This is a genomic window from Slackia isoflavoniconvertens, from assembly GCF_003725955.1.
GTDB lineage: Bacteria > Actinomycetota > Coriobacteriia > Coriobacteriales > Eggerthellaceae > Slackia > Slackia isoflavoniconvertens.
Map to the genome: position 1 here is coordinate 1 of NZ_QIBZ01000008.1, position 16,766 is coordinate 16,766.

Genomic DNA, 16,766 nt, shown 5'->3' on the forward strand with positions numbered 1-16,766 from the left:
ACATAGTCGAAAACGAATGGGGCCGCAGGCGCTACCTAGATGTATCGCTGCTCGAAGACGAGGAGGGCAAAGCGTAGGGCGAGAATGCCGATGGTCTCACCTAGGCATCAGCGAATTTGCGAAAGATTATTGACGGTACCTGACCGCTTTAGCTTCACCACGAACGCTGCTCCCGGCAACCTTGAACCGGGCGATAGCATCTTCAATACATTCACCGCGTATGTCGAAGAAATCGAAACCCCGCCGGCGGAGCTTTGCAAAGACGCCCAAACAGAGGGCAACCCGACCATCGCACCTGGCGAAAGCATTGAGTGGGTGTATTTCTGGGTCGTTGACAACAACTATTATGGACCCATTACCGTCGAATTCGAGAATGACGTATCGGGCGGCACCAACCCCAGCGTGATGCACTTCGATACCACGGGATGCGAGACCGACGAATACAAGGCAGTTAAGGAAAAGGCCGACGAAATCAAGGCCCTTGGCGGCGTCGATTTCGAAACCTATAGCGCGAAGGCCGCCGATGGCTGGACGCTTACCGAAATGGACGAGAAGCACAGCGATGCCGAATTCAGCCTCGATGCCGTAGATGATGGGCACGTCGACGTGTACACCGCCTCCAAAGACCCGATGGGCGAAGCCAAGCTCGCCCAGAACAACATGGGTGGCGGCGAGATTGACGAAGTCGAAATCAATGGCGTAACGTGGACGCGCTTCGTCGCTACGCATGGCGCCACGTACTTGTATGCCGAAGCATCGAACGGCACAACGGTCAGCATCTATGCCAACAGCAATCTTACCTGGGAAGATGCCCTGCCCATGTTCGAAATGGTAACTTTGAAATAACGAGACGCCGTGACCGTTCAAATACAAATGTGACCTGCATAGCACCAACGTTCAGCAACAGCAAAGGCCGATTCCGGAAATTCGGAATCGGCCTTTTTGATAAACGACCCGGTTTCGGCGCAGCAAGCAACGACAAAACGACAGGCTAATAGAACAATTCCACCTCATCTTTGAGGAATTCCTCGACGCCGCATGCGCCAGACGCCGCGCCGCCAACAACGATTCGCTTCGCACTCGGATGGGCAGACAGGAAATCGGCCATCCCGCTCTGACCCTTTTCTTTGCCGCTTTTCACTTCAATAGCCGAAAGCGAATCAAAGCCCTTCGAAACGACGAAGTCAACCTCTTTCGTCCCCTCACGCCACCAATACACGCTCAGACCCTCTTCGGACGCCCGCGCGAGAAGCCGTGCGCCAACCGCCGATTCGACCAAATGGCCGCGCAAATCGGGTTCACCCAAATATCTCGATTTCTCAATTCCCGACGATGCCGTCATAAGCGAGGTGTCGTATACCATGAAACGTGGCGACGATTTTCTGCGCCTCACCTCTTTGGCATCGTATTTCTGAATGCCGCAAAGCATTCCCGCTTTATCAAGCAAATCGAGATAATGCGCAACCGTCACCGTGTTGCCCGCATCTTGCAGTTGTCCAAGCATCTTGGTATACGAGAGTTCTTGCGCTGAATACGTTGCGCCGAGCCGGAAAAGCGCCCTCATGAGCGCCGGCTTGCGAATATCTTCAAGGGCCAAAACGTCTTGCGAAATCGTCGGCTGAATAATCGCTTCACGAATATACGAAATCCAGCGAGCATCATCGCTCGCAAATCGCGATGCGCCAGGGTAGCCACCGTAATAGAGATAATCGTCAAACGAGAAGCCGAACGCCTGGGAGCATTCCAGATAACTCCAATGCGGAGAATGAATAAGCTCAAAGCGCCCCATGAGGGAATCTTCCAATCCCTTGTGCAGCAGAAGCGATGACGAACCACTTAGAACAACCCGAACCGGCGTGTCGTTTCGCCGATCGGCATCGTAGAGAGACTTAACGACGAGCGACCAATGGGGCACCTTTTGAATCTCGTCAACGACAAGCACCACAGGACGCGACCCCAACCGCGTGGCGTTTCGAGCCTGTTGCCATTCGACCTGAAGCCATTCCTCGCTCGGAACGATGGCATCGTCTGCGCTTATGAAAAACTGCTCCGTGTCGATTTTCGCCAAAGCTTGACCGAGCATTGTGCTCTTGCCTGTTTGACGAGGCCCAACGACAACCTGCATAAGCGGATTGTTCGTTTCGGAGATTCTATCGACGATGGTTTTCACATAATGCCGCTCAAACATTCCAGAACCCGCATTCTTGTCGTACTGAGTATTTTTACTCATTGTACTGAGTATTTTTACTCAGTACAATGAGTAACTTCAATCAGGTCGGTTACGACTTGCCGTTTGGCCTGCCCTCCCATGGGAAGGCAGGCGCGCGGCCATCCCCATCGTGCCACACATCACGCACACAGCTGGAACGCGCCTGCGCAACGGGAACGCATTCTTCTCAAATTCTTCCCCAGGGCGAATTCGAGAGCCGAAAACAAAAAAGCAGGACAGAACTTTTACCGTTCTGACCTGCTGAAACTTTTGGTCGCGGGGACCGGATTTGAACCGATGACCTTCGGGTTATGAGCCCGACGAGCTGACCAGACTGCTCCACCCCGCAATATGTTAGGTGCCTTAAGGCAAGAAAATATATTACCAGCCTCAGCGTTTAATGCAAGACCGAATTTCCGAGAATACCCGCCAATCACCAGTTCTTCACAATCGAGGCCAGATAGGCAGTTGCTTCTCAATCATAATAAGAATTTCGTCACCCAAACGCGGAATGATCGCTCGTCCCTTGCAAGCAATAAGAACTTCGGCATCTAAACGCAGAACGGCCCCGATTCCTCGGGGCCGTTCCATTCACTACCGCTCGTCCTTCGCTAGCTGCGACGACGCCAGCAAGCAGCCGCGCCGCAAACCACCAGCGCCAGCCCAGCCGCAACCGCAGCCGCGCCAAGCATCAATCCAGCATCGTCGGCCGTCTTCGAGAACAGCTTCACAACCGGATTCTTCGGCGTCGTTGCGCCACCGCCCGGCGTGGGCGTAGGAGCAGGCGGCTCAGTATAGGAATTCTTGAACGTCGGGGCCGCGCCACCGTCGTAAGCCACCGTCGCGACCAAATTCCCCTGACCATCGTCGACCACGTTCACGACAACGTTATACGTCGCGGTATCGTAGGTCACATTCGCCTGCTTGTCATTCACCTCGGAAATCGTATACACGTAGGTGCCAGGTTCCGCAAACGTCAGCGCAGGGAACGCAACCGATCCCGCAGCATCGTTCTTCGCCTGATAAACTGTGCCGTCTTCCGCAGTCAACGCAAAGGCGAACTGGCCATCGGCCAAAGCCTTGCCACTCAGCACCTTCGTTGCGCCAAGCACCACACTCGTCGTGCCGTGCGCATACGTATTCACAAACGCAGCATTGGCATCATCCGTGGTGAGTGCATGCTCAACCACCAAGCTACCTTCGCCGTTATCGACCACCCTCGTGTGAATCGCAATCGATTTGCCGTCGAACGTCACACCATTATGCGTCGTGCCAGCGCCCACCTCGCGCAGAACGTAATCGTGTTCGCCAGCCGTCGTATACATAACTGCGTTCATGTCCACGTTGCCCGCAGCGTCATTCGTGCCCCGCGCCACAACCTGACCGTTTTCAACAAGCTCGAAAAGGAACTCGCCCTCGACCAGCTCGCGCCCCACGAGCGACTTCGAGACCGGAATCTGGTCGGTTACCCTCGAATCAACGGGGGTAACGCTGTACGCATTGGTGAACTCGAACATCGGCTTGGTCTCGTCGCCGACGCGTTCAACCGTCAGCTCGCCCTTACCGTTATCGGTCACCTTGAAGTTCACCGTTTTCACGCTGGTATCGTTGGTGACGCCAGGTGCGCTGCCAGTTTCGGTAATCGTATAGGTGAACACATGGGAGCGAACCGTGGCAGTTTGCGCCGCGGGAGCAGCACTCTGAACGCTCGCCGCCGCATTATCGGTTGCCGCATTGGCAGCCGCTACAGCGTTGACAGAAGCCGCAGGAGCTGTCGCCTGGTTGTCGGCATTGCCGCTCGGAGCCGCATCGCTTGTGCTGGAAGCGGTGTCAACCGCTGCAGGCTCAGCGCCGCTCGCCGCAGCAAGTCCAACTGCATCGTCACTCACAGGAACCGCACTCTGACCAGAACCGTCGGCATTCGCCGCACCATCGACAGCATTGTCAGCAAGACCATCGCCCGTCGCCGCCTGCGCAGGCGTTGCGGAATCGCCCGCAACCTCGACGCCTGCGGTCGTGCCCGCAGCCACGACATCATTCGCGGCAGGAGCTGCAGACTGAATGCTTGCCGCACCAGTGTCAAGAGCCGCTCCTTGCTGCGTGGTGCCCAGCGCCTTGTTCAGAGCATCGAGCGTAAACACGATTTTGCCGAAATCGATGCTTCCATCAGCGGCATTCGTCGCAGTCGCGCCGCCGGAAGGCATGGGAGCGCCCTCTTCATTCGCCGTAATGGTGAACGTGAATTTGCCCGTGATATCGTTCGGGGTCAAGCCTTCGGCGTGGCTCAAATGCTTCACGCCCGTCACGCTCACCGACGCATCGCCCGTTCCGTACGCGTTCTCGAAAGCCAGCCCCTTATCGCCAGCCTCGATAGTCACAGCAAGCGCGCCAGAACCGCCATCGACAGCCTTAATGGTGAACGGAATCGACTGAGTCGTTGCGGTAATGCCACAATCGGAGAGCCCATCGGTCTTCTCGTACGCAATGCACGGAATAATCCAGGTCACGTCACCATTGTCGCTCGTCGCCTTCGTGGCAGAACCCTTCGCGAACAGCTCGTTCAGTTTCGGTGTGTCGAAATTCAGCGCGCCGAACGCAACCGTGCCGTCGGCCGCATTCGTTGCCGTAAGCACATCGCTACCCGCCGCTTCACCGTTGGCATACTGAACGCCAAAGGCGAACTCGCCTTCAATCAACGCGCGGCCGCTCAAGGTTTTCGTCGCATTCACGTCAACGCTTCCCGAAGCGGAATAGCCGTTCGTGAACGCCACTTTGGCCGCAACAGCCGCTGGGCTATTGCCCGTCTTGTAGGTATACGTCGCAGCATCGGGACCGCCGGAAACCGTCGTGGTCGCTGTAAGCGTTGCCGTAGCGGGATCATCGCTCACGGAAATCGTCACCGTACGAACAGCCGTATCGAAGGTGTATCCGTTGCCCGCGTCGCCAAGCTCGCGAACGGCATACGTGAACGTTTTGCCCGCGTCGAGCTGCGTGAATTCCACATCGCTGCATACCAGGGCACTTGCCGCATTGCCGTCCAAGGCGGCAGGCATGTCGAACACCTTACCGCTCACAGGCAGACCAAGCACTGCAGCCGACGCCTCGTCGTTAGGCACAACCTGAATCTGGAACTGGCCCTGAGCCATGTCGCGGCCGTTCAAGGTCTTCGTCAGCGTCAGTCCGCCAGCAGCCGTGTAGTCGAGGCTCGTTTCGTACTTGTTCACGAACTTGCCGTTCTCGGTCGAGGACGTAGCAACCAGGTGGCCCTCGCCGTCGTCGGTCACCGTCACGTAGACCTTCGCGACATTCGTGCTGTACTGGATGCCAACCTTCACAGGGTCGGGCACGGTTTCACTCACGGTGTAGACGAACGTCTTGCTCGTGACAGCACCGCCATCAACGAGCATATCGCTCGCCGTGAACGTGATGTTGCCAAAATCAAACGCCACCGCCTCGCCATCTTTGCCGCTCGTCGACTGAACAGTCGCAGTCGCGCCGCCGGAAGGCATGGGAGCGCCTTCGGTCTCAGCCTGAATCTCAAACGAGAAGCTATCGCTTTCGATCCAATCGCGGCCCTCGAGAACCTTGTTCAAGCCGAAGTTCGTTGTCGCAAAGTCCACATTAGCTGGTTTGTAGGCATTCGCAAAAGCCACCGTAGGAACGCCGCTTTCGACCAGCTCGCCGTCGACATACGTCGCCACGTCAAGGTTCATGCCGTCCTTCAGGCTTACGGCAATCTCAACCTTATGGGTCGCTTCGTCGTAGGTCACGCCAGCGAGTTTGTCACCGTCGCCAGGAACAATTTCGCTCACGACGAATTCAAACGTCTTGCCCACGTCGGCCTGCGTAAACGCGATACCGTCAATCGGCTTCATGACGTCGGCCACGCCTGCGGCGCGATCGTTCGGGTTGCTGAACTGGAGCACGCCACTGCAGTCTTCGTCAATGCGCTTGAGCAGCGCCTTCGAGGCATCATCGGCTCCTTCGATGCTGAAGGCGAATTCGCCCGCATGCATCGTGCGACCCCCAAGCGTCTTCTCCACCGCAAGGCCACCAAAGCTACCGTACGTCTTTTCCTCGGAATACACGTTGGTAAAAGTCGCCCCACCGTCGTAAGAAACCTCGGCCTGCAAAGTGCCCGAATGGTCGTCGGTCACCTTGACCGTCACCAGGCACTCATGGGTATCAAACGCGATATGGCTCGCCTGCGCAGCTTCGGAATTCAGCGCCTCGCCGCAGTAAGCGTTCTCGACCATTTTGAACGTGTACGTGCCAGGCTTGTTAAACGACAGCTCACCGAAGTCGAAACCCTTCGACCCGCCGTTCGCCAAGCCGCTTACCGTTGCCCGCTTCGCAAAATCGGCGCCGAACGCGTCGGTCGCGGCTTTGTTAGCCGGCGCCAGGCCGAACCCGAAGCTCTCAGCTTCGGTCATCGCACGGCCCTGGAACACCTTTGTGCCAGAAATTGCGGCCGCAGCAGGTTCGGGACTGTAGCTGTTTTCGAATGCAAACGCCTTCGCGTCGGTCGGAACAGCTTCCGCATCGGTCGCGGCACCCTGCTTGGCATACGCGACGCTCAGCTCGATATGGGCATCGGCTCCCTCACCCACGCTTTCAACCGTGACAATCGCCTGCCACGCTGTGGGGTCATACGTCACACCAGGCAAACCTTGGCCAGCAGCCAAGTCTTTCGCATCGACCCACGCATTGCCGACCTTCACCACTTCAGTAATTCCGTAGACATACGTCTTGCTTTGCGCGCCACCCAAGTCGCTCAGGCTGAATGCCGCCTGGGGGAACTCGATGATTCCACCCGCAGAAACCGTCGACACCACACCGCGGTAGTCAACGCCGGCGGCGGTTTTGCCCGTCACGACCTCGACGCCATCCCCCTCGGGCAACGGAGCCGAAGCGTCAGTCGTTTTCGCCATCACGAAGAACATGCCCGACTCAAGCGCACGCTGCCCCGTTGCGTCGTTCCACGTTTTCGTGCCGCTCGGATTCCAGGTCACGCTCTTGTCGCTGAAGGCGTTCACAAACGCAGCAAGTTCGGCGGCCTCGGGCGTTTCGAATTCAATGCCGTCGTCACCCGCAAGCTTCGTCATGGCAGATTCAACCGAAAGCGTGCCGTCATGTTTATCGGCGACAACGACCTTTACCTCGTACAAAGCTTGCGACATGGAAACGCCCGGATTAACGGTGCTGTCTTCTTCCGATTCGTAAATCTGGTAGATATACGTGCCCGGCTGCGTGTACACGATGTCGCCGAAGTGGAAACCAACCTGCGTGCCCGCGGGCGTGCCTTCGGGCTGCGTTACCTCAAGACGTGCCACGCCATCGCTTGCACCTTCGGGCATCGGAGCGACCACGGACGTATGAGCGTCTTTCAGCAGGAATGTGAATTTATCGCTGGGCAGCCAAGCGCGGCCGTTGAGGGTCTTCGCGCCCGCAAGCGCAGTTGAGCCCTCCAACGTGCCCTGCGCAGCATACGTGTTCACGAACTCGGCCTTCGCAACCTCGCCCGCTACAACCGCGCCCGTCGCGGCAATCGCCTTGCCTTCGGCATCAGTCGGAGACGACTGCAAGAAACCAGGGTTCGCATGCGTCAGCGAGCCATCGTCGGCAGATACATTCAGCAACTCCTCGACCGAATAGGCGGCATTCGGAGCAACGCCATACACGTACAGCGTTTCATCGGCCTTGATCGAATGCGTTGCCTTTCCATTCTCGTCAAACGTCAGCTCAAACGGGTCGCCGCACACGTCTCCCGCGGCGTTCTTCACTTCGGCATGCAGCGTTTTACCCGCCGCAGCCTCTACCGTGAGCTCGAAATCAAATGACTTGTCGGAATAAGCGGCCGCATCGAAACCCTCGGGCATATCGAGCGTCTTCGAAACCGCCAGCGTTCCCGGAATTTCAACCGACAGCTTGCCGTTGTTGCCCAAATGCGGAATAACCGTCGTCGCGGCCGAGGTCGACGTCTCGCTGTTCCACTTCGGATTCAGCACGTCAGTCGCCGTGCCGGTGATATTTTCCGCCTTCGACTTCGCGAGTTCATCGATATACGTCAAACGTGCCGTGCCAGCCTTGAAATAGGCATTGCCGCTGGCGTCGTACGCAAGAGCTCCCGAAAATTGCTCGGCCGTGCCAGATGGGAAGCTCACGACTTCCGTTTGAGAAACGGCAGCGCCGCCTTCGCCCATCGCAAAGAAATGATTCTGATAGTAATGCGTTCCACCCGCCTCGATCGCGCCGCGAGTCGCAGGCCGTGTGCACGCTTCATCAGAATAAATGGGCGTATCGCTCGTGAAGTAGTAATACGCATTGCCCTTAGAAGGATTGAAGTGCGAAACGGTATCGCCCAACGCGGCACCCGGGGTGAACGCGTTCGCGTAGAAATTCACCTTGCCGTTTTCGGTGTTGGCCTCGATATATTTCGCCATGGCTTCGTCGGGGTTCGCGACAAGCGCAAGCGCATCGGGTTTAATGCTCGACGTGAAGAAAACGCGCAGCGGATACGTATCGCTTACCGTCATAGTGCCCGCAGTTTCGTTCACATTGAAGTTGCGCAGCGGAATAAGGCCCGCGGGAACCTTCACCTGAACCTTATCGCCCGTGGCCACGTCACTCGATTTCGTCACGGTGATCACGATATTGCCCAGGCTCGCAGTTTTGCCGTTCAGTTCGGTCGTGCCTGCAAATGTGTAGGTGTCGGCGGTATCGGTCGTGGCTTTCGTCACGTCGCTAAACACATGGTTATTCACCACGATCGCTTTGAATGCGTCAACCTGCATGTACGAGCCCAGCGAGTCGTCGAACGTGATGTAGCCATCGCTCATCTCAAAGCCCTCGCGAGCGTCGGTGGGATAGCCCGCGCCCTTCACGATTTCCTTAGAGATGTCTTCAAAGATTTTCGAGAGCTCGCTCGCGCTCGAAGCAGACTTATAGAAGTCGGAGCCTTCAGCGCGATTGCCGAAGCTCCACTTCCACTCGCCACTCAACCAGTATTGTGTATAGGTATAGGCAGCTGCAGGGTAGTTGCTCGAAGCCGCCTGCATGAACTTGTTTTCGTTGGAGGTTCCCGAGGCATTCACATTGGCACTCGGATTTGCGCCATCAAAAATGCCGATGGTATACACCGAGGCGCCCGCGTCTTTCATGGCTTTCGCGGCGGAAATGGCGTCAGAGGCAACCCCATTCGAGAATTCACTTTGAGTCGTCGGCGTACCATCGGTAAAGAAAATAACAATCTTTTTAGCATCGGCTCGGTTGGAGGTTTGGCCCTGAGCAAGCTCCATACCGGCAGCCGCGTTCGTGGCACCCGCCGGTTTAATGGCATTGATGGTGTCTTTAAACGAGCTCTTCGTCGTTTCGCTGCACGCCGTCATGTTTTTCATGACCTGGCTGTAGTTGTATGTGTACCTACCCTCGCGATACGTGTCGTTGCCAACCTTATTTGACTTCTCGCCGGCGAACTTCACGATAGAAACCTGATGCTGCTTCGATGCGTCGGAAATGCTCGCATTTTGCGTTGCAATCTCGTCGATAAACGCGTTTGCGGCATTCTTCAGCGCGTCGATGCGTTTTCCGCCGGTCATGTCGTCGTCCATGGATCCCGATGCGTCGAGCACAAGCACGATGTCGAGCGGCGTGGTCGACGTCGACGCAATGTTCGACGTCGAAGAAAGCACCGAAAGCGCCGTGATGAAATCGGAATCGCCCTTAGAAACCGTAGCGCTCATGGCGCCTGAAATGTCAATATCGTTAGTCGATACCGTTTTATCGGTCCAAATACGACCGATATTTTGAGTCGTATTTTCGACGACGCCGGACCAATCGCCCATCGTCGATGCGTCGGCGATCGTCTCAATGTTTGCTGCCGCGCGAATCTGCTGATCGCGCGACGACGCGCTCGATTCGTCGGCCAAAGCCGTGCTCCCAATCAAGGGAAGCAGTGCGAATGCGAGCAGCGCCGCAATCGCCATTTTCAATCGCTTCATGGTGTGGCCTCCTTCATGCTTCCCGCCTTATGCGCCCATTGCTTGACCCTTCCTACTTTCATGTACGGCTCCTTTCGCCCAAAGATAATTACCTCGATTATTCGATCCCTTTTGTTTCTGCGGAAGTGCCATTTCGCAACAAAAATGGCCAAAAAATAGGCAGCGACCTACTTTCATTTCCTACAAAGAAAGCCCTGGCGCCGGAAGGTTCGCATGTGCGACGCGACACACAAAAAGAGGGCCGTATTTACGAACCCCTTGAAGAAAACGCAGGTAGGAGTAGAGAAGTCAGCTTTTGCGTTTGGAACGCACGCTTAGCCCACAGCGCCCTGTCGCCATCGCGCTGCGGGAGCGTTACGCCCGCCAGATTCCAGAGGCGCGACTGGTCGCTTCTATATGAGAAACTTTTATATACTTATATATCTCTTAGTTACTAACATTCGTTTGAAAAGCTTGCTTCTATTTCAATGTAGGAGCTTTTTAGAAGCTATTGACTCCCAACATTGCAATTGCGCGACATGCGGCTGGGCTGCGTTGTTGTGCGGCGCGCATTCAACTACAATCGACGGCGAAATCGAAATTCCGACCAAGGGAGGAAATCATGCCCACTCGCGATGAGCGCCGCGCTGAAGCCAGCAAGCATTTGGCCCTTATGAAAGGCGCATTCGCCAAAGAAACCCAGGCGACCATCGATGCCGCTGTTGTCTACGAAGACGGCGACGCGCTCGCGCTCGAGTTGCCCGAGCCCACCGCCGAGGCAACCGAAACCCAGGTGACCACCGATTTCACCACCACCGCGCTTCGCCGTGCACAAGGCAAAACCGCCATCGTCGACCCCGTTTCTTACACGCGCCCCGGCGGTGCCTACGAGGACGGCTCCTTCGGCCCCGAGCAAATCTTGTGCTCGGAAAGCAACCTCTACCCTGTTCTGTGCGGTATGAAATCGACCTACCACGACCAAAACCGCAGCTACATGTGCGGCATGCTGCTCACGAGCCGCGCGATGTACTTGCCGAACGTCGTTTTCATTCGTGAAGGCGAGATTCGCGAGGCGAGCGTCATCGCCGTGCCCGAGCCCAACCGCGAGCGCGCCCTGGAAAACCATCGCTCCGAACGCGAATGCCTCGATTGCCTGGCGGCCCGCATCGAAACCATGCTCAACATCGCGGCTGCCAACGAAATCGAAACGCTCATCGTGAACGCCTACGCATGCGGACGCCAAGGCTTCCAACCCGCCCAAGTCATCGAGCTTTTCCAGCAATGGATTGCAGCTCACCCTGGCGTCATCAAAACCATCGTGTTCGCCGTGCCGCGCGCAAGCTTTGATGCGTTCGACGAGGCGTTCGGCCAACCCGCGCCCGTCGTTGAGGAGGTCGTCGCGCCCGCCGAGGAACAGGAAGACGACGAATTCGACTTCCGCGCAATCGATTTGCCCGAAGGCATCACCATTCGCTAAAAGCGATGCCATGGGGCCGCCGACACCATCGGCAGTGTGCTGGGACCGTAAAGCCCACCACCATTCCGACACGACTATCTCCTTCACTAAAGTGGTTTAGCTTGTCACTAAAAGCCTCAATCAAATTTTTAGTGAGATTTTTAGTGAGGACTCTCAGTATTGGAGATAGTCCCTCTTGAGAGCACAGCCAAGGCCCCGCGCTGAATACGCAAAAGCGATTCGAGCTCTGAACGCTAACTGTCAAAAACCACATCCTCACATATCAGTTAAAAATTCTATTTATCACTAAAATATTGAGTGATATGAAGATTCTTTTAGTGAGGTGCTAGAATATTTTATTGAAACAGAAAGCGCCAGTCAGGCAAGGAGCACAATGAGTCCGGAAGAGCTGACGGAGGTCGTCGAAAGGCTGCGCATCCAGCACAACGATGACGAAAACATCGAGGCAAAGAAGTGCGAAACAAAACTGAGCAACGACGTGTGGGAAAGCGTGAGCGCTTTTGGCAACACCTCGGGCGGTCTCATTCTCCTTGGTCTGGACCAAGAGAACGGCTTCACTATTCCCCCGAAATTTGACATAGATAAGTCAATCGAGCAGTTTGTCTCCGGCATGCAACCGAGAGACGGCAAGCTGACTAATCCGCCCCAATACAACCTCTCGAGAGTTGATTTCGAGGGAAGACAGGTCCTCGCCATCCGAGTAGCCGAGGTAGACCTCGCGCAAAAGCCCTGCTTCATCACGAGTCGCGGAGTGGAAAACGGTAGCTACAAGCGTGTTGCCGACAAGGACATGAAGCTCTCGGCGACAGAGATATTCGCTTTGCAGAACGCACTGGTGCCATCACCTGCGGACAAGGAAATCGTCCTGGAGGCATCCGTCGACGACCTCAACAAAGAAACAATCAGAAAAATCATCGAAAACGAGAAGATAAATCATCCCGAAGCGCTGCGTGGAGCCAAGACCCTGCAAGTCCAGATGGCTCGGCTGAACATAACCGATCAAAACGGCAAGATCAGACTTGGCGGCCTCCTTGCTGCGGGCAACTACCCGCAGCAGTTCTTCCCTAAGCTGGCCGTCGACGTCATGGTCCATCCCGACATTGAGAAGTCAACTCCGACAGGCCCCCGGTACCTAGACAGAACGGTATGCGAAGGAGAGCTTGGAGAGATCATAGAGGACGCCGTTGCGGCAACCGCAAAGAACCTCAGGCGAATATCCGTCATAGAGGGAGCTGGCAGAAAAGACGAGCTGGAGATTCCCGAAGAGGTCTTGCGTGAGGCTATCGCAAACGCAGTCATCCACCGAGAATACGGACCCCGCCATGAGGGCCAGTCCGTCACAGTCGACATCTATCCAGACAGGGTAGAAATCACGAACCCCGGAGGTCTCTGGGGCGGCAAGACTCTCGACAACATAGCAGACGGAACCTCGCTTTGCAGGAATGCGGCGCTCATGCGCTTGATGTCCGCAGTCGAGCTGCCTGGAGGGACTGGCAGGCCCGCCGAAGGCGGCGGAGGCGGCGTACCCTTCATGATCAGGGCAATGCAGTCGAAGACGCTCACTGCACCAGATTTCAAGGCAAATATCGACAGCTTCAAGGTAAGGCTCGGCAGGAGCGGAACGGAGATAGCAGTGAACCGCGAATGGATCAGTCGCGTAACCAAGCGGAAGCTATCGCAACACGAGCAGTCCCTGCTTCTCACCATGAAAAAATTGGGCACGTCAACGGTTCAGGAACTCCATAGAACCCTGATGATCGACTCTGACGAGATCCGCGAGACTGCCTCCCGATTCGAGAGGGAAGGCATAGTCTCCCATGTATATGCAGACACTTACAAGATGCTCGCTGACGATACCGGCCAGCACCCAACGCCGGAAGTGGAAGACGTCCTGCTCTCTATACTGCAAACCGACAAGGCTTTAAGTATCCAAGAACTCGCAGAGATGATCGGGAAGACCGTTCCCAGCACCCGCTATCACGTCAAGAAGCTTGTGGAAGCCGGGTTCGCAGTGCCAACCGCATCGTCAACAAGTCGAAGCAGGAAGTACCTGAGGAAGCAGGCTTCTCTGTAATCGCTTAGCCGTCGGTCAGTAGCACACGCACCATGGCGGCGCGCTTGATCTGTAACGTAACGGTCATAAAGGAGGTCGCGGTTGCCTGGAGAAACCCCGCCCACCAGTCTGAACAGCTTCCCATTCCTTGGACACGAGAAATAGGAAGCTGTTCAGACGGCGTGACAGCCTCTGCCATTCAATCGAAACTACAGGCTCTCGTAGTAGCCACGTATTTTTCTAGCCATAAGGATACGGCGCTGAGCAAGGAAGCCCTCGTAATCGGCCGCACCCATATCGAATATTCCTTCCGGAATACAATTCGCTTTGAGATTGGCAATAAGATCCGCCTCGGTGGCGATGTCGCCGAAATACTTGTCTTCTGCCGCAATGGCTTCGCGTGCCTTAGTAAAGTACTCGCCGGGACGCATTTCGCCAATCGCTATGTTGATGCGCTTTTCGAGGTAGGTGTAGTTTGCGATTTGATTATAGAGGCGTTGCGGCGCGTCGATCGTTTTTTTCAAATACGCCTTTGGGAAGATGTGGTGGATATCACCAACGTTACCGATGACGCCGGCCACCTTAAACCCGTTGGTAAACAGGGTGTTGTCAGCTGATCGAACCTGCGAGGCCACATAGACCATCCATGCGCCGGTACGCACCGAGGTCGTAACGAGACTCTGAGGCAAGGCGACTTCCCAGAAATTGTCGGAAAGCTGCGATGCGACGATCTCGTTGTAGAACGGGATGAATCCCTGCTCGGATATACGACGCATGTCGCGATCCATGATAGATTCCGACGAGCCCGAATAGCGCCCCGTAAGGATGGACATCACGTACCAACGCTGCACCCAGCGCTTAACGTCGGTCGAAGGCACAGAGTCATCTTCTCGCAGGGTAAGGTACAAGTTGTAAGCAAAATTAACCGCCCCTTTGGATCCGATTATCGACGAAGACGCGAATCCCGCAGAGCGAAGAGCGGCGGTAAAGTCCTGGAAATTGCTTTTACGCATGAACTTAATCACGCCGTCGTGCAGTTTGGCGAAGGAGGCGTCCGCTATCTCGCCCTTGAAATCACGAGCCTCAAAATCACGACCAGAAAGAAGAGATACCAGGTCGGCGAGTTTGCCCCGGCCGAACATGTGCATGAACGCGACGCGCAGGACGTCATTGTAGTCGGGGTCGTAAATGTCATCCTTGTCGTCTTTGAGCCATTCGCACTTGTCTGCGTACTCAGATCTCATGAACTCAGCGTCGTTCTGGCTGATGGTGGTCCAGAATTCAGGTTTGACGGCCAAATGGCAATAATAGTCGATGGCCTTACGCAGCATGTTGCCTCCGTGCGCCTCATCGGCGGCAATTTTAGACATCGCGAAGTCGGCTTGAGATAAAACGGCGCCCCTAGAATTGATGCGGATAAAGATGTCCGTAACCTCGTCGATGCTGCATTCAGCAGCCACGACGATGCAGCCGAGTTGACGCGTTGCTATCGCCTTAAGATCGGTAATCCTCGAGTTCACGACCTTGGGATCGCAGCCGGGATTCGCCTCGATGTATCCGTTGACGAATGTCCAGGAGTCGAAATCGGGGGCGAAGAATTCGGCGATGTCCGATATCCAGCGCGGATCCTTATCGATCACCGGCGTAAGTACGGCAAAGGGAGTATCCTCGCCTTCGTAAAGAGGGTTGAAGGCTATCTTTACGCGCTTCGACTCGTAATCTTCGTTAAGCACGGCTTTACCCGCGAGCGCGGCGGTGAGCGCAGTCACGCGCTGCTGACCGTCGATAAGCACCGTCTTGCCCTCTGCGACGCCGCCGCCTTTGATTTTCACATCAGGGTTCTTCCAGGTGATCAGATAGCCTGTCGGATATCCATAGTAAAGAGAGTCGATCAAGTCGCGAACTTTGGTGCTGTCCCATACGAAGGGTCGTTGGATTTCAGGAATCGCGATGTCGCCGGATTCTATAAGTCCGAGAATGCTTTGCACTGAGTAAGTAGTGACGCTGTAGCAATCTTTCATATGCAATCCTAGAAACTTGAGCTAAACGAACGAAGCCATTTTACTTCCTATATACGGTTTTCACAGAGATGGATCCCGTTAACTCCCCCTACGAGAAGCGCGTGGATGCCAAGCACGACGTGCTGCAGATTTACACCCATGTCCATCAGAACGTCAGCCGAAGCCACGATGAAATTGGAACGCTTCACGCCCCCCACGAAGACCGGCGCAACTACCCTCATTGCAAGTTCTGGATGGCAAATCCAATCCCAACAACGAGGAAGGCGCCTGCTGAGCCAAGCCTTGGGAAACCGGCTATTTAGCTTAGTTACGCTTTTTCTGGTTATTGCGATTGGCAGTCGTTTTTTTTCTGGCCCAGATTCACACGGATTGCATCCGCACATACCTCAGTCAAGGGGTCGCCTATCGCCTTCTTGTAATCAAATCCCAGAAGCTGCATAGCTTTTAGCGTATCGACAGACAGGAGGGATTTGAACCGCTCGAAGTAATTCAGGGGCATCCCTACATACCTGCCACAGCTGCAACTGCTGTCACGCAAGCATGTGTTGGAACCATGAAAGTTTGGTACTTCTTGGGGTTTGGGACCACTTTGGGACCACTTGGGGTCCAGACAAAGAAAAAGGTCACAAGCTTGAGCCTGTGACCTGGTGTTATTGGTCGCGAGGATCAGATTTGAACCTACGGCCTCCGGATTATGAGCCCGACGAGTTGACCAGGCTGTTCCACCCCGCAATATGTTAGGTGCCTTAAAAAGGAATGCATACAGCCTCGGCAATTAACGCAAAGCCGAATTTCCAAGAATACTCGCCAATCGCTAGCTCTTCATAATCGGGGCAAAGCGCTCGTTCGCTCGTCAATCGTAATAAGAATTTCGGCATCCAAACGCGGGGCGGTCCCTATTCCTCGGAGCCGTCCCATTCAACACCACTCGCCCTTCGCTAGCTACGACGACGCTAACAACCTGCGCACGAAAGCACGCGAACCAACGCAAAAACGCCGCACCCAACGAACGATTGGGGACGGCTGC

General features: G+C 55.6%; 6 protein-coding genes and 1 tRNA gene. 3 read left to right on the plus strand and 4 right to left on the minus strand.

Annotation, left to right across the window (positions count from 1 at the left end):
* Nucleotides 1-129 precede the first annotated feature (129 nt).
* Entirely contained in the window at nucleotides 130-846 is a 717-nt protein-coding gene (locus DMP05_RS05440) for a hypothetical protein (protein WP_123219515.1), read from the plus strand.
* Nucleotides 847-991: 145 nt separating this feature from the next.
* Here DMP05_RS05440 and DMP05_RS05445 read toward each other — a convergent pair whose 3' ends face one another.
* The 3 genes from DMP05_RS05445 to DMP05_RS05455 form a co-directional block, all read right to left on the minus strand.
* Nucleotides 992-2,230: an ATP-binding protein gene (locus DMP05_RS05445; protein WP_244595061.1), complete on the minus strand. Its 1,239-nt coding sequence runs from the start codon at nucleotides 2,228-2,230 to the stop codon at nucleotides 992-994.
* Nucleotides 2,231-2,480: 250 nt separating this feature from the next.
* Nucleotides 2,481-2,558: transfer RNA gene (locus DMP05_RS05450), tRNA-Met, on the minus strand.
* Nucleotides 2,559-2,820: 262 nt separating this feature from the next.
* A complete protein-coding gene (locus DMP05_RS05455; RefSeq protein ID WP_123219517.1) occupies nucleotides 2,821-10,209 on the minus strand; it encodes a Spy0128 family protein in 7,389 nt (2,462 codons plus the stop codon).
* A gap of 601 nt (nucleotides 10,210-10,810) precedes the next feature.
* On the opposite strand from DMP05_RS05455, the gene DMP05_RS05460 reads away from it, so the two are divergent.
* Together DMP05_RS05460 and DMP05_RS05465 are read left to right on the plus strand one after the other, a co-directional pair.
* Complete coding sequence (locus DMP05_RS05460; RefSeq protein WP_123219518.1) at nucleotides 10,811-11,665, plus strand: TIGR02452 family protein; 855 nt, start codon at nucleotides 10,811-10,813, stop codon at nucleotides 11,663-11,665.
* Between the two features lie 373 nt (nucleotides 11,666-12,038).
* Nucleotides 12,039-13,739 carry an ATP-binding protein gene (locus DMP05_RS05465; protein WP_123219519.1) on the plus strand — a complete coding sequence of 567 codons (1,701 nt, stop codon included), beginning with the start codon at nucleotides 12,039-12,041 and terminating at the stop codon, nucleotides 13,737-13,739.
* Between the two features lie 188 nt (nucleotides 13,740-13,927).
* Here DMP05_RS05465 and DMP05_RS05470 read toward each other — a convergent pair whose 3' ends face one another.
* Nucleotides 13,928-15,739 carry a GmrSD restriction endonuclease domain-containing protein gene (locus tag DMP05_RS05470; protein WP_123219520.1) on the minus strand — a complete coding sequence of 604 codons (1,812 nt, stop codon included), beginning with the start codon at nucleotides 15,737-15,739 and terminating at the stop codon, nucleotides 13,928-13,930.
* Between the last annotated feature and the right edge of the window lie 1,027 nt (nucleotides 15,740-16,766).